Here is a 25,087-nt window from a genome sequence, read left to right on the forward strand (position 1 = left end):
TGTTACTTTATAGCGTTTCCGCACATTGCGCAAAAGTCTTTATGCCCGTATAACAGATAAAACTGGGAAAATACATAGAACGTATGTAAGAGAATGAAAAGACACTGTCTGAAAAACAGACTGTACATAGATTGAAACCGATTATAGCATGAGAACCTGTTTATCACAATCAAAACAAGAAAGCTCTCACCGCAAAAAACTACAAAATCAGCCTTCCGGATCCCGGCACAGCAGAAATATTCCATAAAAGACACACGTAACATTTCTGCTGTGCCAATGTTATTATATTTATTTTTTCTCCGCCGTAAATACAATATCCTTCAGCTTACGTTTCGGCACATAATGAACATCCTGTTCATCGCGGTAGTAATTCGTGCTTTCTTCAGGCTCCACATCTTCCAGGACAATTTTTTCTTGCGGTTCGCCAATTGCCACCACCAGCATCGGCACGTAAGATTTATCCAGGTTCAGGATTTCCCTGATATTCTGCGCATGAAAGCTTCCGATCATGCAGCCGCCAAGCCCCTTCTCCGCGGCTGCCAAAAGCATAGTCTGTGCCACAATTCCGACATCCTTTTGGAACCGTGTCATAGAATCATTAATCTTTGTATCCTGCAAAATCACAATAAAAGCAGGTGGTTCCATGCCGAGATGCGGCAGCTTCATATGTGTAATTGCGCCGGCCCAACGGGTCTGTTCCTGAATCCTTGCCACTTCATCCGGTTCCCATGCGAGATAATAACAAAGAGGCTGAATATTGGCCGAAGAAGGACAGAGTCTTGCAATGTCCACCAGTTCCATAAGTTCCTCTTTTGTTACTTTACGGTTTTTGTTGTATCCACGATAACTACGATTTTTAAGCACTAAATCTGTTAACATGATATAGCTCCTTTCCAATTCCGTCTTCTGTCACATCCATTTGCAATGATTCGGAAGCACCATTTTCTCCATAGTACCACGATTGTTTTCACATTTCCAACATTTGAAAAAACACCATGATACGGAACCTTACATTCCATATCATGGTGCTTTTTAATTTTATTTTAATTCAGATTACTCAGCGTCTGCCTCGTTCTGCTCAGCCGGAGCCTGCAGAGCTTTCATGCTTAAGCTGATCTTTCTGTCTTCGCCGTTGAAGTCAACAACCTTAGCCTCGATCTCCTGACCGATAGTCAGAGCGTCTGCCGGTTTGTCAACGTGATCTCTGGAGATCTGGGATACGTGAAGCAGAGCGTCTACGCCCGGCTCTAACTCAACGAATGCGCCGAAGTCAGTCATACGAGCAACACGACCGGTTACTACGTTGCCTACAGCGTACTTCTCAGCTGCGTCAGCCCACGGATTCTGCTCCGGGAACTTTAAGCTCAGAGCGATCTTCTCGCCATTGATATCTTTGATGAGAGCCTTTACATGATCGCCGGTTTTGAATACCTTCTTCGGATTCTCAACACGGCCCCAGGACATCTCAGAAATATGAAGCAGGCCGTCAGCGCCGCCCAGGTCTACGAATGCACCGAAATCGGTAACGTTCTTAACAGTACCCTCTACGGTATCGCCAGCGTGGATACGCTCGAAGAGCTCTTTCTGCATCTCAGCCTTCTTAGCAACCATAAGCTGCTTTCTGTCGCCGATGACTCTTCTTCTCTTCGGGTTGAACTCAGTGATAACGAAGTCGATATCCTGACCTGCGTACTTGGTTAAATCTTTCTCGTAAGTGTCAGATACCAGGCTTGCCGGGATGAAGACTCTAGCCTCATCAACAACAACGCTTAAGCCGCCGTCCAGTACCTGTGCAACTTTTGCGGTAAGAACCTCATGGTTCTCGAAAGCCTCTTCCAGTCTCTTGTTGCCCTTGTCTGCAGCCAGTCTCTTGTAAGACAGCGCAACCTGGCCTTCGCCGTCATTTACTTTTACTACTTTTGCTTCCATCTCATCGCCAACCTGAACCTGGGTTCTGAGATCTACGTTTGCTTCGTTGGTGTACTCACTTCTCGGGATGATACCATCGGACTTGTATCCAATGTTCAGGACGATCTCGTCCTCTTTCACATCGATGACTTTACCAGTGACGATCTCTCCCGTACGTATTGTTTTTAATGATTCCTCCAACATTTGTTCAAAACTTAATTCTGACATTAGTATGAACCTCCTCAATAATTTGATTCGGGGTGGATGCCCCCGCTGTAATACCTACGCTGCGCACAGAATTCACACATTCAGGGTTGAAATCGCCGAGTGACTGGATAAAGTAAGTATTCTTACATTCCTTTTGGCATATCTCGTAGAGTTTCTGTGTGTTGGAGCTATGCTTGCCGCCTATAACAATCATAGCATCCACTTCAGAAGCAATACGTCTAGCTTCCACTTGTCTTTCCTGTGTTGCATTGCAAATCGTATTTAAAACAAGTATATCATAACCCTTTTTCTCGAATTTTTCAACTAGATCTTGAAATTTCTTGTAATTAAATGTCGTTTGGGACACAATACAAAGTTTTTCCTCTTTGGAGAGCAGAAGATCGTCGATCTGCTCCGGTTTTTCCACCACCAGAGTGGTATCATTTCCCCATCCGCGGATGCCCTGCACCTCCGGGTGTTCCGGACTTCCGATGATGATGACGCGGCGCCCCTCTGCGGTCTGTTTTTCCACAATACGGTGAATCTTTTTTACAAACGGGCAGGTGGCATCGACTACGGTGATATGGTGTGCCTCCAGCAGGTCATAGATATGCTTTCCGACGCCATGGGAGCGGATCACCACAATTCCATCGGTAAGGGCAGATAATTCTTCCTCCGTATTCAGGACACACACGCCTTTTTTCTCAAGGTCTTTTACCACAAATTCATTGTGGATGATGGGACCGTAGGTGTAGACCGGCTTTTCTGCCTTCGCGATCTGCTCGTAGACCTGCTCCACCGCGCGCTTTACGCCGAAACAGAAACCGGCTGTCTTCGCAACGATGACCTCCATTACACTTTCTCCTTCAGGCCATGCGCCTTTGCGGTATCAATGATAGCCTGTACCACCTGATCAATGGTCATCTCAGAACTGTCTAAAAGCACGGCATCTTCTGCCTGTTTTAACGGTGCGATCTCTCTGGTCATGTCGCGGTGGTCTCTCTCGATAATATCTTGCTCAATTTCTTCCAGATTACACATGGTGCCTTTTTCGGTTAATTCTTTATAGCGGCGCACGGCACGGACCCGGCTGCTGGCAGTTAAGTAAATCTTGGCTTGTGCATCCGGCAGAATGCAGGTACCGATATCACGGCCATCCATGATAACGTTCTGGCTGGCTGCCAGACTTCTCTGCAGCTCCAGCAGATGCGCGCGCACAGACGGGTAAACACTGGTGGCAGACGCGGTATTTCCGACTTTCTCGGTACGGATCAGGCCGGATACATCCTCGCCGTTTAAAATAACCTGCTGTGCCCCATCCTGATAGCGGATTGTGATGTCCGCGTTTTTTACAGCTTCGCTCACTGCAGTCTCGTCTGCGGTATCCACGCCGCCGCGCAGCAGGTAAAGCGCAATGGCGCGGTACATGGCACCAGTATCCACATAGATAAAATTCAGCTTCTTTGCCACCATCTTCGCGATGGTGCTCTTGCCGGCACCTGCCGGGCCGTCGATTGCGATATTAAATGCAAGCTTTTTCATATCGTATTCCTCTCCTTGTTTCAGTATTCGCTTCAGACAGCCAGACATCCTGACTGTCCACACGTTCTCAATCTTACTGCGGAATGGAAATTCCTGCCAGATAACCGGTGGACCAGGCAATCTGAAGGTTGAATCCGCCAGTTACCGCATCCAGATCCAGCACCTCTCCCGCAAAATACAGGCCGGCTGTTTTTTTCGACTCCATAGTAGACGGGTTTACCTCCCGCACAGACACGCCGCCCTGGGTAATGATGGCCTCCTTATAATCCCGCAGTCCCACAAGCGTAATACAAAAATCTTTTACGGCCTGTACCAGCTGATGGCGTTCCTCTCTTGTGATCTCGTTCACTTTCTTCTCCGGCGAAATGCCGCTGCGCTCAATGATGACCGAAACCAGCTTTGCCGGCAGCAGGTGGTTTAAGGAATTCTTGTACTGTTTGTTCTTTGCCTCCTCAAAATCACGGAGAATGCGGGCGTCTAGCTGCTCCACAGAAAGTGCCGGTTTTAAGTCGATGGAAAGGGTAAGCGGCCCTTTCTTCAAGACCGATGCAACATAGCTGCTGGCCGAAAGAAGCACCGGGCCGCTGACTCCAAAGTGGGTGAACAGCATCTCTCCGAATTCCTCGTATAACACCTTTTTCCCGTTTCGGATCTGCACGCTGATGTTGCGCAGGGACAATCCCTGCAGCTCCTTACAGACATCTTCCTTTGCCACAAACGGCACCAGGGCCGGGGACAGGTCTGTGATGGTATGTCCAAGCTCCTTCGCAAAGCGGTAGCCGTCTCCAGTGGAACCGGTAGATGGATAGGAAAGGCCTCCGGTGGTAACAATGACAGCATCCGCAAAAACCACCTTCTGACCGCGTTTTAAGCGCACGCCGGTGACGTGTCCGTCCTCTGCCAGGACATCGGCCACTTCTTCATGAAGTTCCATCTCCACGCCAAGTTTCCGAAGTGCTGCCGTCAGCGCATGAATGACATCCGAAGATTTGTCAGAAACCGGAAATACGCGGTTACCACGCTCTGTCTTTAGCGGACATCCATGCTTTTCAATCAAATCCATAATATCTGTATTGGTAAAGGCATAAAAGCTGCTGTACAAAAACTTGGCATTGTGCACCACATTCTGAAAGAGTTCTTCCGTGTCACAGGCATTGGTCACATTGCAGCGTCCCTTTCCCGTGATATAGATTTTTTTCCCAAGCTTTTCATTTTTCTCATAGATGCAGACCTTATGGCCTGCTCCGGCTGCGGCAATTGCCGCCATCATGCCTGCGGCACCGCCGCCGATGATGATTACCTGACTCATACTTTATTCCTCCGTCTGCAGTCCCAGATAGTTTCTCACGGCACTGCGGTATGTATTCAGTTCCCCGAACTGACTAAAATAGCGGACACATTCCTGCCAGATCCCAGGGGCATCCATTGGCCTGTCTGCCAGCACATACAGCGCAAACGCGTCCTCAAATTCTGGTGTGGTGCTTCGCTCCCGGCTTGTGTCTCCCGGGGCTGTATCCGGCTGCTCCGGCACCTGCTGGTTTTTCTGTACCAGTTCTGTATATCCTGCCTCGTATATCTCAGGCATGCTTTCCTTTAACATCTGCCCGTAGGTCCGCAGCAGCACCTTCAGATCTGCGGCACGGTCCGGGAAGGTACCATTTTCTTCCGGAAAATCTGCCGGATCAATCCGGATTGTCCACTGTTTTGTATTTTCTGAATCATTCTGTTCTGGATGATCCGCTATTTTCCGGTCTTTGGCATGGGCTGTTCCGGAAACCGGTTCCGTTTTTTCTGCCTGTATACGTTCTCCACCGATTCCATCTGATTCATAAAGAAGTGCCGCAGACAAAAGTCCGGCTGTTTCCGGCTGAAACACCACGTTTCCAAGACCTTTCAGATACTCATATCCGGTTTCCATATTTCCTTCTTCCAGTACGCCATCCGCGCTGTAACGGGCCATGAGTACCGGCTGCGGGGTATAACTGCGGATCTCGATCTCATAATCGTCCCTGCCCGGGGTCAGTTCTGCCTGCTCTCCGGTCCGGGAATCCTGCCATATGCAGTCCAGTCCATAAGGACCTGTTATTTTCTTAACCGGATTTCCGTATAGCTCTGTAAGCTGCTCCTGCATTTCGTCTGCAGTCAGGGTATTTTCTCCCGGATTCAGACTGACCAGCTCCAGCTGTTCGTCCGTAAAATAGTAGCTGGTATAAAACGGGACATCCAGACCGAACCATTTCATGACAAACTGATACCGTTCTACCGGCTGGCCTGCCGAATTGCGGGTTACCACTGCAAGTTTTCCCGGAATACCGAGGCTGGCCTGAAGTTTTCCAGGTGATACGCCAAAAGGAATACGCTTCGCTGATTCCTGTGTGTAAGTAAATTCCTTCCAGTTATTTTCAAAGTGGGCCTTAGCCCGCATGGACGGAGTATCCAGACTCATAATTTTTGATACCGCCTGACAGAGTGTATCCACAATCCCGGACAGGCATTCCGCGTCAACCGTATCGACTGTATCCAGCGGTGTTCCAAAATCAAAGCTGTCATACCGCTGTCCGACCTGCACGGAAGGAATCGCGCAGGAGGCGAAAATACCATTCTCATCCCCCGCTTTCTGTATATAGCTCCAGCGGCTTTCCGTAATACCGGCCTCAGATTCCAAAAGCAGGTCTCCCAGCATGGTGCGCTTTCCGTCCTGAGTTGCCAAAACAGTCTCCTCTGTATCAATTGCGCCACACGGACCAATCGTGATTACCCCGATGAGACGCTCGCGCTCACGCTTACTGAGGTTCTTTGCGTAAACTCTGGCACCCAGCGCATCCTTTTCATGAGCCGAAAGACTGACAAAGCGAACCTCTGTGTCAGTGGGAATCCCGGACAGAATCCGGGCTGTTTCCAGAAACACGGAAACGCCTGACGCATTGTTTCCGGCCCCTGGACTTTCCGGTGCCGAATCATGCCAGGTGCAGATCAGAATGATGTCCGCATCCGGGTCCTCAGCCGGGCGCATGGCCACCACATTAGTACCAAGAATCTCTTCGTGCTCTGACTTTTCACGGAACCGCTGCCGGTTTACCATATACCCATAGTCCTTTAACAGTTTCTGGATGTACCTGGCGGCATTGTCCTCGCCGCGGCTTCCGGATGGCCGGGGAGAAGCCGAAAGAATTCCCAGAGATTCCTGGAGATAAAAAGAATTTACTTCCTCCACCACCGGAACCTCATCCGGAACTTCCTGCATGGTACCGCTCTGTCTTTGCGGCAGCACCTTTGTAGACGGACCGGCACAGCCGGACAAAACGGCTGCTGTTAACAGCACCGCTGCTTTCTTCTTCATGAAACTCCCCTTTTCATTGCTGTTCACGCGTTGCGCAAACAGTAATCTTTCCATTCTTATGATATTAGGTCAAAACTTAAGACTCAGTATAGCACATTTTCGCTCACAACGAAAGGGGGAACCTCGCGGCGGCAAAAACCGTCGGCGGGATTCCCCCTTTTTGTAAACCGGATATCAAATCCGGCCTGTTATTTAGATTGCTGCGGTGATGAAGATGTCGTAAATAGCCTTGATTGCGGTCTCAAAATCAGAATTCTTCACACCGATGATGATGTTGAGTTCACTGGAGCCCTGATCGATCATCTTGACATTGATGCGGGCATGAGCCAGTGCGGAGAAGATTCTTCCGACGGTACCACGAGTGCCCTTCATACCTCTCCCAACCACTGCGATGAGAGCAAGGTCTGCTTCCAGATCTACCAGATCCGGCTCTACCGCGCGGTGGATACCGGCAATCACAGACTGCTCGTACTCTTCAAATTCGTCCTGATGTACCATAATGGTCATAGTGTCGATTCCTGACGGCATATGCTCAAAGGAGATTCCGTACTTCTCGAACACACCAAGAACTTTCCTCCCAAACCCAACTTCGGAATTCATCATGGCCTTCTCAATGTTGATGGCACAAAAGCCTTTTCTTCCGGCAATACCAGTGATGGTGTAGCGCGGCTTTCTGCAGGTGCTCTCTACGATCAAAGTACCCTTGTCCTCCGGACGGTTGGTGTTGCGGATATTGATCGGGATACCCTCTTTTCTTACCGGGAAGATGGCATCCTCATGGAGTACGCCTGCGCCCATGTAAGCCAGTTCACGAAGTTCTTTGTAGGTGATGGTCTCAATGACCTCCGGGTTCTCCACGATGCGCGGATCGGTTACCAGGAAGCCGGATACATCGGTCCAGTTCTCGTAGAGGTCTGCGTGGATGGCACGGGCTACGATGGAGCCGGTTACATCAGAACCGCCGCGGGAGAAGGTCTTGATGCTGCCGTCGTGTTTGGAACCGTAGAAGCCCGGGATTACAGCGCGCTCTATATGCTCCAGACGCTCGGAAAGCTCCTTGTTGGTAAGCTCTGCCTCAAAATTGCCGTTCTCATCAAAGAAAATGACCTCAGCAGCGTCAATGAACTCGTAACCGAGATAATTCGCCATAACGATACCGTTTAAGTACTCGCCGCGGGAAGCTGCGTAGTCCTTGCCGATTCCCTTTACGAAATTCTCTTCAATGGTAGCAAATTCATGGTCCAGGTTTAAGTTTAAATCCAGGCCGTCAATGATCTCCTGGTAACGTGCCTTGATGGCCTCCAGAAGTTTTTTATAGGATGCCCCGGTGGATGCTGCCGCGTAGCACTCATACAGCATATCGGTAACCTTGGTATCTTTGCTGTTTCTCTTACCCGGTGCGGACGGAATCACATATCTTCTTGATTTGTCTGCACGGATGATATCTCCGACTTTCTTGAACTGGCGGGCACTCGCCAGAGAACTTCCGCCGAACTTCACAACCTTCTTCATATCGCTGTCTCTCCTCATATTGCTCCCTGGTTTTTCCAGGGCAGTTATTCAGAATAATACTTTAAATCCCGGTTTCTGTCAATACCTGACAAAGGAAAAAGGGGATGCCGCGCTGATACGACATCCCCCAGAATTTATTACTTAAAGTACTTCACGCCACTCTCAAAGATCTTCATATCCTGCTCGCCGTAGATGTTCATGGCTACTGCCTCGCCGCGGCGCTCGGAATGCGCCATCTTGCCCAGGATACGGCCATCCGGGCTGGTGATGCCCTCGATTGCCATGTAGGAGCCGTTCGGGTTCCAGAACTCGTCCATGGTAACATTGCCCTTCTCGTCCACGTACTGGGTCGCAATCTGACCGTTTGCTGCCAGCTTCTTTAACCACTCATCATTTGCCACGAAACGTCCCTCACCGTGGGATGCCGGGTTGCAGTAGACGCCGCCAAGCTCTGCGCCAGCCAGCCACGGGGACTTGTTGGTGACAACCTTGGTATAAACCATCTTGGAAATGTGGCGTCCGATGGTATTCATAGCCAGGGTCGGGGAATCAGCAGTCTGCTCACAGATGCGTCCCTCCGGAACCAGACCAAGCTTGATGAGGGCCTGGAAGCCGTTGCAGATACCAAGCATCAGACCGTCGCGCTCATTTAACAGCTTCTCGATCTCTTCCTTGATGACTGCGTTGCGGAATACCGTCGCGAAGAACTTCGCGCTGCCCTCCGGCTCGTCGCCGGCAGAGAAGCCGCCCGGGAACATGACGATCTGGGCTTTCGCGATCTCTTTCTTATACTCCTCTACGGAGTCACGGATATCCTCCGCGCTTAAGTTCTTAAATACCCTGGTAACCACTTTCGCGCCGGCACGCTCAAAGGCCCTGGTGCTGTCGTACTCACAGTTGGTGCCCGGGAATACCGGAATGAATACGTTCGGCTGTGCAAGCTTGTGGCTGCATACATAGATCTTATCTGCCTGGTACAGATCAGACTTCACCTCGGTCTGCTTGACACCAGAGGTGGTCGGGAATACGTTCTCCAGGGTCTTGGTCCAGGAGCTTAATGCCTCATCCATGGAGATGGATACTGGGCCGTACTCGAAGGCTGCCTTGTCGGTTACCTCACCGATCACGGTATAGCGAATGGACAGATCTCCCACCTTGCCCTCCGGAACCTCGCAGACGATGTTGCCCCATCCTGCCGCGAAGAAGTCTCTCGGATCTACATTGTGCTCGATCTTCACGCCAAGTTTGTTGCCGAATGCCATCTTGCTGACTGCCTCAGCCAGTCCGTGGCCTTCTACCGCGTATGCGGAAAGGATACGGCCTGACCTGATATCAGCGTTTAATTTCTCATAACCATCCATGATCTGGGCGTAATCCGGCAGATCATACTGATCTTTCTCAATGCGGAATACGACAATCTTGCTGCCCGGCTTCTTGAACTCCGGTGTGATGATGTTCGGATAATGGTCTACATCCACAGCGAAGGAAACAAGAGTCGGCGGAACATTGATCTCGCCGTGCTTCTCATCGTTGAAGGTACCGGACATACTATCCTTGCCGCCGATGGATGGAAGGCCGAAGCCAAGCTGTGCGTTATAGGCACCAAGCAGGGCTGCGAACGGAGCTCCCCAACGGGTCGGATCCTCAGTCATACGCTTGAAGTACTCCTGGAAGGTGAAGCGGATCTTTTTGAAGTCACCGCCGCTTGCCACGATCTTCGCTACAGAAGAAAGCACCGCATATACGGAACCATGGTACGGGCTCCAGCTGGACAGGTACGGATCGTAGCCGTAGCTCATCATGGTAACGGTATCGGTCTTGCCATTCAGTACCGGAAGCTTTGCAACCATGGTCTGAGTCTCGGTCAGCTGATACTTACCGCCGTACGGCATGAATACGCTGCCTGCGCCGATAGAGCCGTCAAAACGTTCTACCAGGCCCTTCTGGGAGCATACATTTAAATCAGATAAGACATTCAGCCAGGTAGCTTTCACATCTGCTACTTCTTTCTTTACAAACGGATTGCCCCCTTTGACCGGAGTTTCCAGAACAACCTTGGCCTCCTGATGAGCACCGTTGGTGTCCAGGAATGCGCGGCTTACATCCACGATGGTCTTGCCTCTCCAGTTCATGACAAGGCGCGGCTCCTCGGTTACCACTGCAACCGGAATGGCCTCCAGGTTTTCCTCAGCGGCAAAACCCAGGAATTTATCTACATCAGACGGATCCAGAACCACTGCCATACGCTCCTGAGACTCGGAGATAGCAATCTCGGTTCCATCCAGGCCTGCGTACTTTTTCGGAACCTTGTCCAGATCAATCTGCAGACCGGCTGCCAGCTCGCCGATGGCTACGGATACACCGCCTGCGCCGAAGTCGTTACATTTCTTGATGATCTCGCTGACCTCCGGACGGCGGAACATACGCTGGATCTTGCGCTCGGTCGGAGCGTTGCCCTTCTGTACCTCTGCGCCGCAGACCTCAATAGAAGCCTCGGTATGTACCTTGGAGGAACCGGTAGCGCCGCCGATGCCGTCACGGCCGGTGCGGCCGCCTAACAGAACGATGATATCGCCCGGGTCAGAATTTAAACGCTTCACGTATTTTCGCGGAGCAGCACCCATAACCGCACCGATTTCCATACGTTTCGCCACATAGTTCGGATGATAGATTTCTTTTACATAGCCGGTAGCCAGACCGATCTGGTTGCCGTAGGAGCTGTAGCCATTTGCCGCGCTGTTGACCAGCTTTCTCTGCGGCAGCTTGCCCTTTAAGGTCTCAGAAAGCGGACGGGTCGGGTCTGCGGCACCGGTCACGCGCATTGCCTGATATACATAGGTACGGCCGGAAAGCGGGTCACGGATGGCACCACCCAGACAGGTTGCGGCACCGCCAAACGGCTCGATCTCAGTCGGATGGTTGTGGGTTTCGTTTTTGAAGTTTACCAGCCACTCTTCAGTTACACCGTCAATCTCAACCGAAACCACGATGCTGCAGGCATTGATCTCATCGGAGACCTCCAGGTCTTCCAGCTTGCCCTCTGCACGCAGCTTCTTCATGGCAAGCAGCGCCAGATCCATGAGGCAGACAAATTTGTCATCACGGCCTTTGTAGAGAACCTCACGGTCTGCCAGATAGTTTTTGTAGGTAGCCTCAATCGGAGCCTTGTACTCTCCGTCGGTAATAGTCACATCCTTTAATTCGGTGGAAAAGGTGGTGTGGCGGCAGTGATCGGACCAGTAGGTATCCAGTACACGGATCTCGGTCACGGTCGGGTCACGGTGTTCCTCCCCTGCATAGTATTTCTGGATATGCTCAAAATCACGGAATGTCATAGCCAGGTTTAAGGAATCGTAAAGCTCCTTTAACTGCGCAGTATCAAAATCAGCAAAGCCCTCGAAGGAAGCCACATCGGCCGGGGTCTCAAATACAGTTACCAGGGTCTCCGGCTTCTTGCTTCCTGCCTCGCGGGAATCCACCGGGTTGATGCAGAATGCCTTGATGGCAGCAGCCTGCTCCTCAGTGAGCCTGCCGGACAGCACATAGGTGGTGGCAGTCTTGATGACCGGCTCCTCGGTCTCTTTTAACAGCTTCACACACTGCTCTGCGGAGTCTGCTCTCTGGTCGAACTGGCCCGGAAGATATTCCACAGAAAATACGGTGTCGCCTTCCTGCTTCGGGAAATCCTCCTCATATACATAATCAACCGGCGGCTCGGAAAAGATGGTAACAAGCGCCTGCTTGTAAGTCTCCTCAGACAGATTTTCAATATCATAGCGGATCAATACACGGACCCCCGTCACGGTGTCTATGCTCAGATAGCTGCTGATCTCCTCGCGAAGCTCTCCTGCCTTTACGGCAAACTCCGGTTTTTTCTCTACATACACGCGTTTTACACTCATGTGCTTCCTCCTGTACTGTATCGTTCCTGTTTTTTGGTACTGATTCATAATCGAGACTGATAAATCTCATATAAATAAATAATACCACAAGATATATTATAAATAAAATTAATATATCTTATGGCATTTATTATTCAAACTTATTAACGCATCAGAGAATCCGGTTACATTTCCGCATCCGGGCTGACACTCATGGCATCCAGAGTCAGCTTCATGATGTCTTTGATCTCATCTTCCGTCATCTTCATCTTTTCCGCAAGCTCAGTTACGGAAGCCTCACGGCCAAGCTCCTCGGCCATGCGTTTGGAAACTTCTTTCAAGACGTTGACCCGGGCCAGCATCTCTTCCTCTACTTTGGTCTCCAGGCCCTGCTCCTCCAGCGCCGCCTTGATCATCTCTTCTGCAAGAGCTTTTACCTGACTCTTAAAATCACCATCCTGATACTGGTCTACCGCCATGATCAGAGCCATGTTCGCCTCCTGAACCAGATCCCCAATCGGAAGCCCCTGATCTGCATAAGATTTTGCGGTCTCAGCAATGAATGGCAGATATCCCTCCATCAGGCGGGATCGCACAGTGGTATCTCCACTTTTAAGCTTCTGTATAAGCTGCTCCTCTTCTGCCGCGTCCATTGGACAGATCGCTGCAATTTCATCTAAATACATCTGATATACATCGTCATGCATTGCCATGTTCTCCTTCCAGTCTTTTTATAAAACTGTCTGTAAATTCTGCGCTGGAAACCGGTCTGCTAAACAGGTATCCCTGGATAAAATCCGGTTTCAGTTCTGCAATTCGTTCCAGCTCCTCCATCGTCTCAATTCCCTCAATACACACCTGGATATTCAGACGCCTAGACATCCAGATCATCTGCGTCAGCAGATTGTACTCATAAGCATCCGTCAGGGCTCTCTGGGTAAAGGAACGGTCAATCTTGATGCCGTCCGGCGTAAGGTCACCCAGACAGTGGAAATTGGAATATCCTGTTCCAAAATCATCCAGAAGGACCTTGACCCCAAGATTTTTCAGGCCCTGCCATACCTTCTGGAAATGGGTGCCTGATTCCAGATAACCACTTTCTGTCAGCTCCACACCCAGGCATTCCGGGCTTAATCCGGTCTCATTCAAAACTTCACGCACATCGCGCAGTACATCGGTCTTTGCCACCTGAACATAAGATAAATTCACCTGTACCCGCATGCCCGGATGTTCTTTCTGCCACTCTTTGCATACTCCGGCCGCTGTGCGAACCAGCCACCTGCCCACCGGAATGATCAGGCCGCTTTCTTCCAAAATAGGAATAAATTCCGCAGGAGAGATCATGACCAGTTCCCGTGCCACGCCTGTCTCGTCCCCATCCGCGTCGGGATCGGCAGGAACAAAAAAACGCATCAGAGCCTCCGCAGAAACCAGACTATGTTCTCTGGTATGCATGATTGGCTGATAATAGATTTCAAATCCACAAAATCCATTGTTTACCGCATGTAAAAGCTGTTTTCTGAGTTTCTGCCGATGCACCCAGGCATGGTAATCCTCTTTTTGAAAAAGGTAACATTCATTCTTACCTTCCCGTTTTGCCTCATTCAGGGCGAACTCCAGAAACTTAAGAATCTGGTCATAATCATTCATCCGGTCCTTTGTATCAATAATTCCGGCCGATATCGTAAAAACAGTCTGATACTGATGCGTCTCAATCCAGCATGCGATCTCGTAGCGGATCCGGTTGTAGAGAAGGCGCGCGTCTGACACGGACCGTCCGGTCAGGTCTGTAATGATAAACTGATCGGAAACGAGACGAAACAGCTTCTGACCGGGCTCCATGGCACGCTGAATACAGTTTGCGGTTTCCTTCAGGAGATAATCTCCGTAATTCATGCCCATACTGCCATTTACCACACTCAGGTCATCAATTCCCAGACGGATGATAAATCCGGCAGGCAGGCGGTCCGGACATTCTTTTGCATACTGCCAGAGTCCTCCTTCGCCCATAAGGCCGCTCACGTTATCTGCCTTCTGTTTTTTGCCGATTTCATTGATGCAGCCAATCAGATACTTTGGGGTTCCATCTGCCTCATGCAGTACCAGTCCACGGCAATTAATCCAGACCGGATTTCCCTGATGGTCCAGCCAGCGGTAATCCAGATTATGGTTCTCTGCCTGACCGGCACAGATCTTGTCAATATCATCCCACAGAATTTTCAGGTCCTCCGCATACACAAATGTCCTGTGAGTTCCCCGTGCATGATAAAAATGATCTCCAGGAAGGCGGAAACGCTCTACTGCCTGAGGGGATATCATATAATAGTCTTCTTTCAGATCCAACACGTATAGATAGTCGTCCATCGTCGGACTAAAGAGACGGATCATATACTCCATCGTCTCTTTTGGTACTCCATGTATCACTCTGTTCATTCGTTTGTTGTTCACTCCTGGTTGTTCGGGTAAATCAGTCTGTTGTCATCCATGTTGTCCATAACCTCCCGCAGGAAACGGTCTGCAAGCCATTTGGCCATTGGAAGGTTCATGTCCAGATAGTTGCCGCAGTCTCTGGCACTGGCCCCCGGAACATCCCCCTCAAAATCGCGGATAAACACAAACATTTCTTTCATAAGTGGTACAATATCGCGGGACTGGTAATCTCCTGCAAGCAGCAGATAAAAACCCGTACGGCATCCCATCGGTCCAAAATAGATCACGCGGTCTTTGATGCCGCCATGATTTCGTAAGAATGTCGCTGCCAGATGCTCTATAGTATGAATTTCCGCTGTGTTCATAACCGGCTCAAAATTCGGTCTTGTCATACGAATATCGAAGGTGGTGATCATGCTGTCTCCTGCTTTGTCCTTCCGTGACACATAAATGCCCGGCAGAAGCTCTAGATGATTGATGGTAAAACTCGTGATTTTTTCCATGATGTGTTCTCCTATCTGATTTGAGTGCTGCAGCGTATCTCTTCCATGTAAAATGCCGATATAGCGAAACGCAATCCGCTGTCTCGGCCCCAGCTGTTTTCTGCGGAAGTTCTGCCATGCGCAGCAGTGCATATGTATTGTAATAAAAACCCGGCGTAAAATCAACCGGAATCCATCCGATTTCTCCAAGCTGGTGCAGTTCTCCGGGAATATCCGCGGACCGCTCTGGATAATCATAAACCCAGTTCCCGAATAGTACCCTGGACCGGTAACCATTATCCACACGAAATAACAAGACCGCCTTCCGCAGTCCGGCTATTTTATTACAACAGCCGGCACAACAGGAAGCGGTCTTCTTCACGTTAGGATCTTTTTCAGTTCTGTTCTCAGATCTTTATTCCACAACAGTCATGACATCTGCCACATCCACGTTCTGATCAATCAGTCCGTTTTCGAGCATCCAGTCAATATTCTCCTGCCAGCATTCCTCGGTCTGGCTTAAGAATTCTGCATCCGCAGTCTCCATGAGCGGGAGCAGGGTTTTGCAGGACTGTTCCTCTACGCTCTGGGTCAGCGGGAAGTTAGCTTCGTTCTGGTTATTCATCAGAATAGCCAGGCAGCCGTCCGGATCAGCCTTAAAATCATCAAAGCCTCTCTTGGACGCACGCAGGAAACCTGCTACGACATCCGGCTCTTCCTCTAACAGCTTGTTGCTAGTCAGGAACACTTCCTCATAATAGTTCGGAATTCCGTAGCCGCTTACCGGGAAATAGTTTAACTCAAAGCCTTCCTCTTCCATCTGCGGAACCTCATGGTTTACCAGGCAGCCAATGGTTGCGTCTACATTTCCGGTGGTCATGGAACTCATCAGGTCAAAGCCAACATCAACCATCTTTACGTCAGATGCATCTGCGCCAACAGATTCCATCATACATTTTACAAGGGACTCACTTAACACCGTGCCGCCGTAGCCGATGGTTTTTCCTACCATATCTTTCGGGCTAGTGATGTTTTTCTCCTTCAGGGAAAGAATGATATTCAGCGGAGACTGCACAATGGCTCCGATGGAACGAATCGGCGCTTTCTGGTTTGCTACTGCCTGAATCAGATCCTGCTGGTAATACATGCCAATCTCTGCCTTGCCCGCTGCCACCATAGACAGGGCATCGTTTGCGTTGGATGGAAAACGAATCTGCACATTCAGACCTTCTTCCTCATAATAACCACGCTCAATTGCGGTATAGAGGAATGTATGGATGGCATTCGGATACCAGTCCAGAACCACATTCACTTCACGAAGATCTTTCTTATCTTTATCCGTAGTTTCTGCAGCTTCGGAAGAGTCTTTCTCCTCTGTGCTCTCCTGGTCTGCGTTTGCTGCCTCCGTTTCTGCTTTTGCAGTAGTCTCAGCAGATTTAGCGCTGCTGCCACAGCCGGAAAGTGCTGCAATACTTAAAGCTGCTGCGGTAAATGCAGCCACAAATGTTCTTTTTCTCATAATTTCATCCTCACTTTATTATAAATCGTTTCTCCAGCGGATCATCCGCTTCTCCAGTAACGTTACCAGCCATACAAAGATCATGGCAACCACGGAAAGCAGCAGGATCGGCGCAAAAACACCGGCTCCGTCAAGCTGCGTCATCATACGGCGGCTGAAATAGCCAAGACCGCTCTGGGCACCCAGCCATTCTCCGATCGCCGCGCCAATGATGGACAGCGGAACCGCCATCTTTATGGCAGAAAAGAAATACAGCAAAACGGCCGGGACCTTTAATTTCCAGAAAATCTGCGCCGGTGAGGCGCCAAAGGTAAAAAGAAGTTCTTCCATCTCTGTTTTGACCGACTGAAATCCGTCAAATACCGTGATGGTGATCGGAAAAAAGGTAATCAGTACCGTGACCAGTACTTTACCCCAGATAGAATAGCCAAACCAAAGCACAAACAGCGGAGCCAGTGCCGTGGTCGGGATCGTCTGGGAGGCAATGATCAGCGGATACAGAGCTCTTCTGGCCGTGTCATTGGCATCCATCAAAACTGCAAGCCCAAGTCCAAGAACAACAGAAATGCCAAGCCCGATGGCAACGACCGACATGGTTGCCGGAAGATGGGCCGTAAAAAGCGGCACCCGCAGTTCCCAGATTTTCTGCAGGATCTGGGTTGGGGATGGAAGGATGTAGGCTGCATTTACGCCCATAGCTGCTGCCTGCCAGAAGATCAGCAGGGCAAAGGTCAGGATCAGAGCCGGAAGGCTGGAATGAATGTTCGTTTTCTTCACTTCGCATCCCTCCTTAACATCTGAATCAGGTCTTCCTTTAAGGAAAGGATTTCCGGACGCGCCAGTTCTTCCCTGGTACGCGGATATCCGGCCGGAACCTCAATGGAACGAAGATGGGTCATCGGTGTCGATTCTACCACCAGAATACGTCCGGACAAAAACAGTGCCTCTTCTACATCATGGGTAATGAACAACACCGTTTTCTGATCTCGCTGCCACTGTTCCAGCAGCCATTCCCGCATGGAAAGTCTGGTCAGATAATCCAGCGCGGAAAACGGCTCATCCAGTAATAAGAGATCAGAACCAGTCAAGACCGTGCGCGCAAATGCTGCCCTCTGTCGCATGCCGCCGGAAAGTTCTCTTGGACTCTTCTGCCCCCAGTCAGAAAGACCGACAGAAGCCAAAGCCTCATCTGCCCGTTCCAGCATCTCAGCTTTGGTATATCCACCCTGGATTTCCATAGGCAGCATCACGTTTTCCCTTACCGTGCGCCATGGAAACAGAAGATCATGCTGCGGCATGTAGCCACAGTAGTCTTTCAGACTTTCAATTTGCTGGCCGTTCACAAGCACACGACCGGCATCCGGGGTAAGAAGCTTGTTCACCAGCCGGAATATGGTACTCTTTCCGCATCCGGACGGTCCGATCACACAAACAAATTCGCCATCCTGAATCTGGAAGGAAAGCTTGTCCATGATCGCGTAATCATCCACATCATACTGGAAACACACGTTGTCGAATTCCAGCATACTACCGCCTCATTTCCCATGCCATATCCCAGAAAGACATCTCATAGCGGGAGCAGGCGGTAAAAATGTCAATCAGGCGCTCTATCTGTGCCGGTGTATAATCTGCAGTGAGACGGTTCATCAGACTGGTCAGGCGCTCATTTTCCATATGATATTCCGCGCTGGCATAGCCGGATACCCATTCTCCGTAAAATGGATGCCGGTCTGCCTCCGGATTTTTTTTCAGGATTTCTTTTGCAATGGCCTCATAGCTTAAGGCACAGGAAAGAATAGCCGCCATAACCTCCGCTTCTCCTCCCTCGTAGGCAGCTCGCAGCATATAAGAGGTATAAGAACGGTTATCCAGTGCCACAGGCGTGTTCTCGGCCTCATCCAGGCTGATGCCAAGACGCTTCATGTAAGTCCGGTGGATATCCATTTCCCCGTCCAGAATGGTGTGGGTAGAAGCCGCGAACAGTTTCATAACAGAAAGATCCTTTGCCTTGGCCACACCAACAGCAAACACACGGGTATAATCGATCAGATACAGATAATCCTGTATCATATAATAGCGGAATTTCTCCTGATCCAGGCTGCCATCACCGATTCCCATAACGAACGGATGGGTGTGATAACCTGCCCAGATTTCCTGTACGGAGCTTAATAATCTTTCTGTAATTGTCATGCTTCCTCCTTTGCAAACCCTTTGCCGCAAAATTCGAAGGCATGGTTCATCGGTCCGGAACCTGCGCCTAAATCCAGCATGGCTGCCAGTGCTCCGGAAATATATGCTTTTGCCTGCTCCACTGCAGTATCCAGATCATATCCCTTTGCCAGGTTGGAGGCAATGGCGCTGGACAAGGTACAGCCGGTACCGTGAGTGTTCGGATTGTCAATGCGGCGTCCGTTGAACCAGCGGTATCCGCCGTCACGGTATAACAGGTCGTTGGCGTCATTTAACTGATGTCCGCCCTTTAACAGGACCGCGCAGTGATAAGTCTCGCTGATCTTCTTTGCCGCTTCCACCATTTCCTCTGCCGTGGTGATCTCCATTTCGGAAAGAACCACTGCCTCCGGAATATTCGGAGTCAGAACGGTGGCAAGGGGGAACAGACATTCTTTTAAGGTTCCGATGGCATCGTCACTGATGAGCTTCGCTCCGCTGGTTGCCACCATCACCGGATCTACTACAATGTTCTCTGCTTTGTGCTCTTTCAGTTTTTCCGCGATCGCCTGAATCAGGCCCGCGGAGGAAACCATGCCGATCTTGACCGCATCCGGACGGATATCGGTGAAGACGCTGTCAATCTGCAGCTTTAAAAACTCCGGTGATACCTCAAAAATTCCCTGGAGTCCGGTCGTATTCTGGGCTGTCAGCGCAGTGATCGCACTCATGGCATATACGCCATTGGCGGTCATGGTTTTTAAATCAGCCTGGATTCCGGCGCCTCCGCTGGAATCACTTCCAGCGATCGTTAATGCTGTTTTCATCTTCATAATGAAACTCCTCTCATGCATCTATATTTTTAGGCGGCTCAAGGTGGTGCCCCCAATGCACCGCCGCAAAGAGAAAGAACAAAAAAAGCAGAACCACGCAGGTGCGCAATTCCACTTTCTGTTTCTATCCAGTCACAGCACTTCCTACGTTGGCATGATCCAAATCAGGTATACGGGTCCCGGCGGGTTCCAGCCAGCTCTCAGCCCGTTTCCACAGGCTCCCCGGTACTAACGTTTATTCTCTTTGCAGTATTCAATATACGCCAGTATATACCATTTTGTCAAGTGACAAAAACTGTCCGGATTTTCTTTCATGCATTCTTTTTCCTTTTCAAACCGGAAGAAACGCGCTATAATATGCACGATGAAATGAAAAAGAAATTCACTAAAAGCGAGGAAATCCTATGGAAAAGAATGATATTATCCTGATCCACGGCACCAACTATAAAGTCATGGCAAAAAAGGTCATGGAAGCTGCAAACGTAGCCGAGGATATTGGAGACAAAAAAAAGAAAATCGCGTTAAAGCCGAATCTGGTCACCGCCAAGGCCCCTTCCAGCGGCGCTACCACCCACAGCGAGCTGTTGGCGGGTGTCATTGAATACCTGCAGGAACACGGTTTTGAAAATATTACAATCATGGAGGGATCCTGGGTCGGTGACCGCACCGGTGAAGCATTCCGCGCAGCCGGTTACGACATGGTCTGCGCACGCTATCACGTTCCGTTTGTGGATCTGCAGCGTGACACCTGGAAGGAATACGATGCCGCAGGCATGAAGATCAAGCTCTGCGACCAGGCCGCTTCTGTTGATTACATGATCAACATGCCGGTTTTAAAGGGACACTGCCAGACCACCGTCACCTGTGCCTTAAAGAACAATAAGGGCGTTATCCCAAACCAGGAAAAACGCCACTTCCATACCATGGGACTGCACAAGCCGATTGCCCACTTAAATACCATTGCCCGCAATGATTTTATTTTGGTAGATAACATCTGCGGCGATCTGGATTTTGAAGAAGGCGGCAACCCGGTTGTCATGAATCGTGTTCTCGGTTTCAAGGATCCGGTACTCTGCGATGCTTTTGTCTGCGACAGTATGGGCTATTCCATCCAGGATGTTCCGTATATTCCGTTAGCGGAAAAGCTGGGAGTTGGAAGCACCGATACCGCACACGCCAACATGATCTATTTAAATCAGCCGGATCAGGCAGGTGTGAAATTCCGCATGACCCACCGCGTTCAGAAGCTGGCTGCTTACACTGAGCCGAAGGATGCCTGCAGTGCCTGCTACGGTTCCCTGATCTACGCACTGGATCGCTTAAACGATGCCGGTTATCTGCGCCGTGGTCTTCCGTCCGTTGCCATCGGACAGGGTTATCAGAATCAGCCGGATGGATGCGCCAAGATCGGCGTTGGCCGCTGCACAAAGTGCTGCAATAAGAGTCTTGCCGGATGTCCGCCAAAAGCTGCGGATATTGTAGAATTCTTAAAAGAAAACTGGGGTTAGGCACTTACATAAAAATAGAACGCGCTGCTTGATGGCGCGTTCTATTTTTATGCAGATTTTCCGTGTTTTGCAGCTGTTATTCTGCTTCCACATAAAATGGTGCTTTCTTCACCGTGATATGAATGCGAAAGCCATTGATTTCTTCTTTTAAGAAGATCAGACGGATGGTTTTTCCATCCTCATCATAACGTGCGGTATCATAATCCACCGGGTAGCCCTTCTCCTCCAGATATTCGATGGCCGCCGGCATGTCATTTACAAAGAATCCGAGATGGCCCATGGTGCCCTTGCCCATTATCTTTAAAAGCTCCATCTTGTTGTCCACAGTAAAAAAACCAGCCGGGATTTCTCGATAATCATGATATCCCATGATCTCGGTAAAGAAATTTTTCATGCGAACACCCTCTTCCGGTGTCTGCGCGTTAATTCCAACATGCGCAAATTCAAATTTTACATTTCCATCTCCTAAAAACATAGTCCCTCTCCTTTTCATCATGCCGCAATGGCAGAATTGTGTTCTGATTATTCTATTTTACATGGTTTTGTTAGAAAAGGCACATACATATTTTGCATGACAGGTATATGAGAATTGCAATGAGATTTCTGCCCAGAAGAATTCTGTCCTGTGTATTACTTCGAGCAATTAGCCGCATCAATAGCGATCACAAGCATCAGGGCCATGATTTCATCTTTTGGATCCATAACATTCAGTTCGTAAGTATCTCCCCAATGAAAAGGGATTTTGGAAATATGTGCTGCCACGCTGCAGGATTCATACACATCGTAATCCCAGTTCAGAAAATCTCCCTCACACCGCCAGCCATTATAATCAATTTCATATCTCGGCTTTAAAAAAGAAAACATTCTCTGAATGCTGCCGCATTCCTGCCCATTCACTTCAATATCGAAAGCCGGCAGCAAGGTTGGGAACCGCTGTTTTACCATGCCGATCTCGTTTCCTGACTGATCGTATACATGAATCTGATGGCCTAAAGTCAAAAATTCTGCCTTTACAAAATATTTCGGATGCTCATATTCATCATATACATCGTAGGTATCTGTCCAGGAAAAAACACGCTGTTTGATCAGTAATCTCATAAATAGCCCGCCTCCCTTATGGTGATCTTTTTTTGATTATATCAAAACACTGGAAAAGCAGCCAGTATCAGGCACAATTTTTCTCACTGCTCATCCATTTCTTTCGGAATCCACATCATAATCACATCCACCAGATACTCCTGCTGAATTAGTAAAAAGTGACAATTGCTCGTACTCCTGCTTATGTTCCAAAAGCGGAGGAATTTTGGTGAGAAGCTTTTCTGCAGCACCAAAATCCTGAATCCAAGGCATAACTTCTTCTGGTATAAGCACCAATGGCATCCGATCATGAACGGGTAATACAGAAGCATTCGGAGAGGTTGTCAGGATGGTGAACTGATTATCTTTCGCAGTTGGCTGCCAGATTCCTGCCATGTAGAGAATTTTAGGAAACTTGCGCTTTCGCATCCGACAAGACCAGTGCAAACTTTTCATCAGAATTAACTTCTTTGTTTTCCTAATCGTGTTTAATGTATTTAGTGATAGTATCGATTAATTCCTCCATGTTAATCGGCTTGGAAATATGGTCATTCATGCCTGAATCCAGGGATTCCTGAATATCATCTATAAAAGCATTTGCAGACAAAGCTATAATTGGAATCGTAACTGCATCGGACCGCTCTATACCCAAGGCTCGAATGGCTTTTGCTGCTTGATGTCCATCCATGTTTGGCATCATAATATCCATCAAAATAAGATCGTATGTGCCTCGTGGATGATTTTTAAACAAATCCACAACTTTTTTTCCGTCTGATGCGCGTGTTACGGTCATACCAGCATCTTCCAGTATTATCGTAGCAAGTTCAGCATTTAGATCATTATCCTCAGCCATAAGAACATGAATACCCGTCAAATCTCTATGTAGATGTTGTTTTTGTTCTGATTGAATAACCTGTTCTGGCAACTCCAGTGGGATCTCCACTGTGAATGTAGAACCTACACCTTTTTTGCTCTCAACAGCAATCGAACCGCCCATCATATCCACATATTTTTTTGTGATGGCCATACCAAGACCGGTTCCCTTATATTGAGTTCTGGCATTAGCATCATCTTCTTGTGAAAACGGATCGAATAATTTTTTCTGGAACTCTTCGCTCATGCCAATACCGTTATCTCGAACAACATAACGAGTTATGATATGTTTCTCATCCGCTCCTGGGTAACTGCTGATATCCAAAGTAATCTTTCCGCCGTCCTTTGTGAATTTCACAGCATTGCCAAGAAGATTCACCAAAACTTCTCGGATACGCACAACATCCGCAAGGACATATGGGTTCTTTGGGATTTCTCGATGTACTTCAAACTTAAGATCTCGATTATAAAGAAGTCCATTCATAATCGCCTGGACGTTATCTGTCAATTGAGTAATGTCCACTGGATCGGGCGAAATAGTAACTTTTCCACTTTCAATGCGAGTAAAATCCAGAACGTCATTTAACAAAGAGAGAAGATGATTCGAACTTTTTTGAACTTTCTCCAAGCTATCATGAATATCTGAAACCGTGTTCTGGTGAAGCGCAATGTTTGTAAATCCAATAATGGCATTCATCGGCGTTCTGATGTCATGGCTCATACTAAGCAAAAACGCAGATTTTGCTTTGTTGGCAGCCTCTGCTTCCTCAGCGGCGTTCATTAATAATTGTTTTTGTTTTTGCTCTTCTGCCTTGCTTTTCTGGTAAACATAATAGGTATATAGACAAATTAAAAGCAATACAGCTCCTGCGACTAAACCGCAGATGATGGAAATATGATTCGTCTCTTCAACCATTCCATAAGCTGATTGCATATCCATTTCAATGCAAAATGCGCCAATGATTTCTCCTGTCCCATCATGATTTGCGCTTACAGGATAGCAAGCCGTAAAAATCGGACCCCATGTTGTATCAATGATATCCTGAGAGTACACATTCTCCCCAGAAATAGCCCTATCAATATACGGAACCATTTCTTCCTCAATATAATCTCCAGGGTGTCTTACATCATCCGCATCCGGATCCAAACCGTCTACCACATAAACGAGTTTTCCTTCTTCATTTTTTGTAGCGGTGTAAATATATCGAGTAGAATTCAGTGTTCTGATTTCATTGAAATATGAAGAAATATCCTTATATAATTGCTTCTTTTCATCAGATTGATCTTTGATTTGATCAAAATCTTCTTTGCCGATTCTTCCATTCACAAGTTTGTGTACTGCATCTGCACTCGCTGTGTCACGTGTGATTTCTGTTTCAAGGGCGGTCTTAGTGTAAGAACTTTGCAGAATAAATGTGTACGACGCTATTACCAAAATCATCAAAAGCCCCGCAATCACAAAGATACTGCCTGTATTCTTCAGCCTAAGGAGTTTTTTCAAATTAATTCCTTCTTTTGTTTTCTTCATGCTGCTCATTCACATCCTCTAAATCCCAATTTATCGCTCATCCCTAACCTCTATAATTTCACCTACAAAAACAATATGTGGTTGCCAGCCTCCATTGAAATCGGGATATACTTTTGGCATGGAAGCATAATACTCCTGAACTTCAGTTGTAATATCCTCTTTGGAAAATTGATGCTGATACAACTTTTTGCAAAGAAATGTTAATTTTGCCTCTTTATAGGTTACTCCCTGACCGATGTGAACTACCCATTGTCTAAAGCCAATGGGCTTCCTGCTTC

General features: G+C 48.6%; 22 protein-coding genes and 1 riboswitch. Of the genes, 1 reads left to right on the top strand and 21 read right to left on the bottom strand.

The features are described from left to right. Positions 1 to 288 precede the first annotated feature (288 nt). From DWY84_RS08755 to thiD, 16 genes are all read right to left on the bottom strand, one after another. On the bottom strand, positions 289 to 879 hold the full coding sequence (locus tag DWY84_RS08755; RefSeq protein WP_118532426.1) for a nitroreductase family protein: 591 nt from the start codon (positions 877 to 879) through the stop codon (positions 289 to 291). A gap of 174 nt (positions 880 to 1,053) precedes the next feature. Continuing rightward, positions 1,054 to 2,136, bottom strand: a complete 1,083-nt coding sequence (gene rpsA / locus DWY84_RS08760; protein WP_118532428.1) for a 30S ribosomal protein S1 — start codon at positions 2,134 to 2,136, stop codon at positions 1,054 to 1,056. After that, positions 2,117 to 2,968, bottom strand: a complete 852-nt coding sequence (gene ispH / locus DWY84_RS08765) for a 4-hydroxy-3-methylbut-2-enyl diphosphate reductase (RefSeq protein ID WP_118532430.1) — start codon at positions 2,966 to 2,968, stop codon at positions 2,117 to 2,119. Before ispH ends, rpsA begins: the two co-directional genes overlap by 20 nt. Continuing rightward, complete coding sequence (cmk, locus tag DWY84_RS08770) at positions 2,968 to 3,657, bottom strand: (d)CMP kinase (protein WP_118532432.1); 690 nt, start codon at positions 3,655 to 3,657, stop codon at positions 2,968 to 2,970. The genes ispH and cmk overlap by 1 nt, the downstream gene beginning before the upstream one ends. A gap of 73 nt (positions 3,658 to 3,730) precedes the next feature. Continuing rightward, positions 3,731 to 4,966 (bottom strand): NAD(P)/FAD-dependent oxidoreductase, encoded by a 1,236-nt coding sequence (locus DWY84_RS08775; RefSeq protein ID WP_118532434.1) that lies wholly within the window; start codon positions 4,964 to 4,966, stop codon positions 3,731 to 3,733. 3 nt (positions 4,967 to 4,969) lie between these two features. Beyond that, positions 4,970 to 6,997 (bottom strand): M28 family peptidase, encoded by a 2,028-nt coding sequence (locus DWY84_RS08780; RefSeq protein ID WP_182434936.1) that lies wholly within the window; start codon positions 6,995 to 6,997, stop codon positions 4,970 to 4,972. A gap of 192 nt (positions 6,998 to 7,189) precedes the next feature. After that, a complete protein-coding gene (locus DWY84_RS08785) occupies positions 7,190 to 8,509 on the bottom strand; it encodes an aspartate kinase (RefSeq protein WP_118532438.1) in 1,320 nt (439 codons plus the stop codon). A 137-nt stretch (positions 8,510 to 8,646) separates the two neighbouring features. Beyond that, on the bottom strand, positions 8,647 to 12,411 hold the full coding sequence (locus DWY84_RS08790) for a phosphoribosylformylglycinamidine synthase (protein ID WP_118532440.1): 3,765 nt from the start codon (positions 12,409 to 12,411) through the stop codon (positions 8,647 to 8,649). Positions 12,412 to 12,575: 164 nt separating this feature from the next. After that, on the bottom strand, positions 12,576 to 13,097 hold the full coding sequence (locus tag DWY84_RS08795) for a sigma-70 domain-containing protein (protein ID WP_118532442.1): 522 nt from the start codon (positions 13,095 to 13,097) through the stop codon (positions 12,576 to 12,578). Continuing rightward, entirely contained in the window at positions 13,090 to 14,823 is a 1,734-nt protein-coding gene (locus DWY84_RS08800) for an EAL domain-containing protein (protein WP_182434937.1), read from the bottom strand. The genes DWY84_RS08795 and DWY84_RS08800 overlap by 8 nt, the downstream gene beginning before the upstream one ends. A gap of 11 nt (positions 14,824 to 14,834) precedes the next feature. Next, positions 14,835 to 15,323: an S-ribosylhomocysteine lyase gene (locus DWY84_RS08805; protein WP_118532476.1), complete on the bottom strand. Its 489-nt coding sequence runs from the start codon at positions 15,321 to 15,323 to the stop codon at positions 14,835 to 14,837. Positions 15,324 to 15,717: 394 nt separating this feature from the next. After that, positions 15,718 to 16,821 carry an ABC transporter substrate-binding protein gene (locus tag DWY84_RS08810; protein WP_118532444.1) on the bottom strand — a complete coding sequence of 368 codons (1,104 nt, stop codon included), beginning with the start codon at positions 16,819 to 16,821 and terminating at the stop codon, positions 15,718 to 15,720. 18 nt (positions 16,822 to 16,839) lie between these two features. Further along, the gene (locus tag DWY84_RS08815; RefSeq protein WP_118532478.1) at positions 16,840 to 17,583 is read right to left on the bottom strand and encodes an ABC transporter permease; all 744 of its coding nucleotides are present in this window, start codon (positions 17,581 to 17,583) and stop codon (positions 16,840 to 16,842) included. Between the two features lie 11 nt (positions 17,584 to 17,594). Next, on the bottom strand, positions 17,595 to 18,347 hold the full coding sequence (locus DWY84_RS08820; protein ID WP_118532446.1) for an ABC transporter ATP-binding protein: 753 nt from the start codon (positions 18,345 to 18,347) through the stop codon (positions 17,595 to 17,597). A 1-nt stretch (position 18,348) separates the two neighbouring features. Further along, positions 18,349 to 19,011 carry a thiaminase II gene (tenA, locus tag DWY84_RS08825; protein ID WP_118532448.1) on the bottom strand — a complete coding sequence of 221 codons (663 nt, stop codon included), beginning with the start codon at positions 19,009 to 19,011 and terminating at the stop codon, positions 18,349 to 18,351. Next, positions 19,008 to 19,817 carry a bifunctional hydroxymethylpyrimidine kinase/phosphomethylpyrimidine kinase gene (gene thiD / locus DWY84_RS08830; RefSeq protein WP_118532480.1) on the bottom strand — a complete coding sequence of 270 codons (810 nt, stop codon included), beginning with the start codon at positions 19,815 to 19,817 and terminating at the stop codon, positions 19,008 to 19,010. The genes tenA and thiD overlap by 4 nt, the downstream gene beginning before the upstream one ends. 130 nt (positions 19,818 to 19,947) lie before the next feature. Continuing rightward, positions 19,948 to 20,058: riboswitch (TPP riboswitch) on the bottom strand. Positions 20,059 to 20,227: 169 nt separating this feature from the next. Between thiD and DWY84_RS08835 the strand changes: the two genes are divergently transcribed. Then, positions 20,228 to 21,331, top strand: a complete 1,104-nt coding sequence (locus DWY84_RS08835) for a DUF362 domain-containing protein (RefSeq protein WP_118532450.1) — start codon at positions 20,228 to 20,230, stop codon at positions 21,329 to 21,331. Between the two features lie 76 nt (positions 21,332 to 21,407). Here the strand turns inward: DWY84_RS08835 and DWY84_RS08840 are convergent, their stop codons facing one another. The 5 genes from DWY84_RS08840 to DWY84_RS08860 form a co-directional block, all read right to left on the bottom strand. Beyond that, on the bottom strand, positions 21,408 to 21,806 hold the full coding sequence (locus DWY84_RS08840) for a VOC family protein (RefSeq protein ID WP_118532452.1): 399 nt from the start codon (positions 21,804 to 21,806) through the stop codon (positions 21,408 to 21,410). A 155-nt stretch (positions 21,807 to 21,961) separates the two neighbouring features. Further along, the gene (locus tag DWY84_RS08845; RefSeq protein ID WP_118532454.1) at positions 21,962 to 22,429 is read right to left on the bottom strand and encodes a hypothetical protein; all 468 of its coding nucleotides are present in this window, start codon (positions 22,427 to 22,429) and stop codon (positions 21,962 to 21,964) included. A 90-nt stretch (positions 22,430 to 22,519) separates the two neighbouring features. Further along, a complete protein-coding gene (locus DWY84_RS08850) occupies positions 22,520 to 22,864 on the bottom strand; it encodes an SOS response-associated peptidase family protein (protein ID WP_118532456.1) in 345 nt (114 codons plus the stop codon). A 22-nt stretch (positions 22,865 to 22,886) separates the two neighbouring features. Continuing rightward, positions 22,887 to 24,818 (bottom strand): ATP-binding protein, encoded by a 1,932-nt coding sequence (locus tag DWY84_RS08855; RefSeq protein WP_243024804.1) that lies wholly within the window; start codon positions 24,816 to 24,818, stop codon positions 22,887 to 22,889. A gap of 21 nt (positions 24,819 to 24,839) precedes the next feature. After that, on the bottom strand, positions 24,840 to 25,087 hold a 248-nt coding region (locus tag DWY84_RS08860; protein WP_347560781.1), incomplete at its 5' end, for a hypothetical protein.

The sequence above is a fragment of the Clostridium sp. AF27-2AA genome (assembly GCF_003478505.1).
In the GTDB taxonomy this organism is placed as follows: domain Bacteria; phylum Bacillota; class Clostridia; order Lachnospirales; family Lachnospiraceae; genus Brotaphodocola.

What these genes read in the sequence shown, in the direction of transcription:
- DWY84_RS08755 (WP_118532426.1), bottom strand. Translation starts at nt 879, where the DNA reads ATGTTAACAGATTTAGTGCTTAAAAATCGTAGTTATCGTGGATACAAC.
- rpsA (WP_118532428.1), bottom strand. Translation starts at nt 2,136, where the DNA reads ATGTCAGAATTAAGTTTTGAACAAATGTTGGAGGAATCATTAAAAACA.
- ispH (WP_118532430.1), bottom strand. Translation starts at nt 2,968, where the DNA reads ATGGAGGTCATCGTTGCGAAGACAGCCGGTTTCTGTTTCGGCGTAAAG.
- cmk (WP_118532432.1), bottom strand. Translation starts at nt 3,657, where the DNA reads ATGAAAAAGCTTGCATTTAATATCGCAATCGACGGCCCGGCAGGTGCC.
- DWY84_RS08775 (WP_118532434.1), bottom strand. Translation starts at nt 4,966, where the DNA reads ATGAGTCAGGTAATCATCATCGGCGGCGGTGCCGCAGGCATGATGGCG.
- DWY84_RS08780 (WP_182434936.1), bottom strand. Translation starts at nt 6,997, where the DNA reads ATGAAGAAGAAAGCAGCGGTGCTGTTAACAGCAGCCGTTTTGTCCGGC.
- DWY84_RS08785 (WP_118532438.1), bottom strand. Translation starts at nt 8,509, where the DNA reads ATGAAGAAGGTTGTGAAGTTCGGCGGAAGTTCTCTGGCGAGTGCCCGC.
- DWY84_RS08790 (WP_118532440.1), bottom strand. Translation starts at nt 12,411, where the DNA reads ATGAGTGTAAAACGCGTGTATGTAGAGAAAAAACCGGAGTTTGCCGTA.
- DWY84_RS08795 (WP_118532442.1), bottom strand. Translation starts at nt 13,097, where the DNA reads ATGCATGACGATGTATATCAGATGTATTTAGATGAAATTGCAGCGATC.
- DWY84_RS08800 (WP_182434937.1), bottom strand. Translation starts at nt 14,823, where the DNA reads ATGAACAGAGTGATACATGGAGTACCAAAAGAGACGATGGAGTATATG.
- DWY84_RS08805 (WP_118532476.1), bottom strand. Translation starts at nt 15,323, where the DNA reads ATGGAAAAAATCACGAGTTTTACCATCAATCATCTAGAGCTTCTGCCG.
- DWY84_RS08810 (WP_118532444.1), bottom strand. Translation starts at nt 16,821, where the DNA reads ATGAGAAAAAGAACATTTGTGGCTGCATTTACCGCAGCAGCTTTAAGT.
- DWY84_RS08820 (WP_118532446.1), bottom strand. Translation starts at nt 18,347, where the DNA reads ATGCTGGAATTCGACAACGTGTGTTTCCAGTATGATGTGGATGATTAC.
- tenA (WP_118532448.1), bottom strand. Translation starts at nt 19,011, where the DNA reads ATGACAATTACAGAAAGATTATTAAGCTCCGTACAGGAAATCTGGGCA.
- thiD (WP_118532480.1), bottom strand. Translation starts at nt 19,817, where the DNA reads ATGAAAACAGCATTAACGATCGCTGGAAGTGATTCCAGCGGAGGCGCC.
- DWY84_RS08835 (WP_118532450.1), top strand. Translation starts at nt 20,228, where the DNA reads ATGGAAAAGAATGATATTATCCTGATCCACGGCACCAACTATAAAGTC.
- DWY84_RS08840 (WP_118532452.1), bottom strand. Translation starts at nt 21,806, where the DNA reads ATGTTTTTAGGAGATGGAAATGTAAAATTTGAATTTGCGCATGTTGGA.
- DWY84_RS08845 (WP_118532454.1), bottom strand. Translation starts at nt 22,429, where the DNA reads ATGAGATTACTGATCAAACAGCGTGTTTTTTCCTGGACAGATACCTAC.
- DWY84_RS08850 (WP_118532456.1), bottom strand. Translation starts at nt 22,864, where the DNA reads ATGAAAAGTTTGCACTGGTCTTGTCGGATGCGAAAGCGCAAGTTTCCT.
- DWY84_RS08855 (WP_243024804.1), bottom strand. Translation starts at nt 24,818, where the DNA reads ATGAGCAGCATGAAGAAAACAAAAGAAGGAATTAATTTGAAAAAACTC.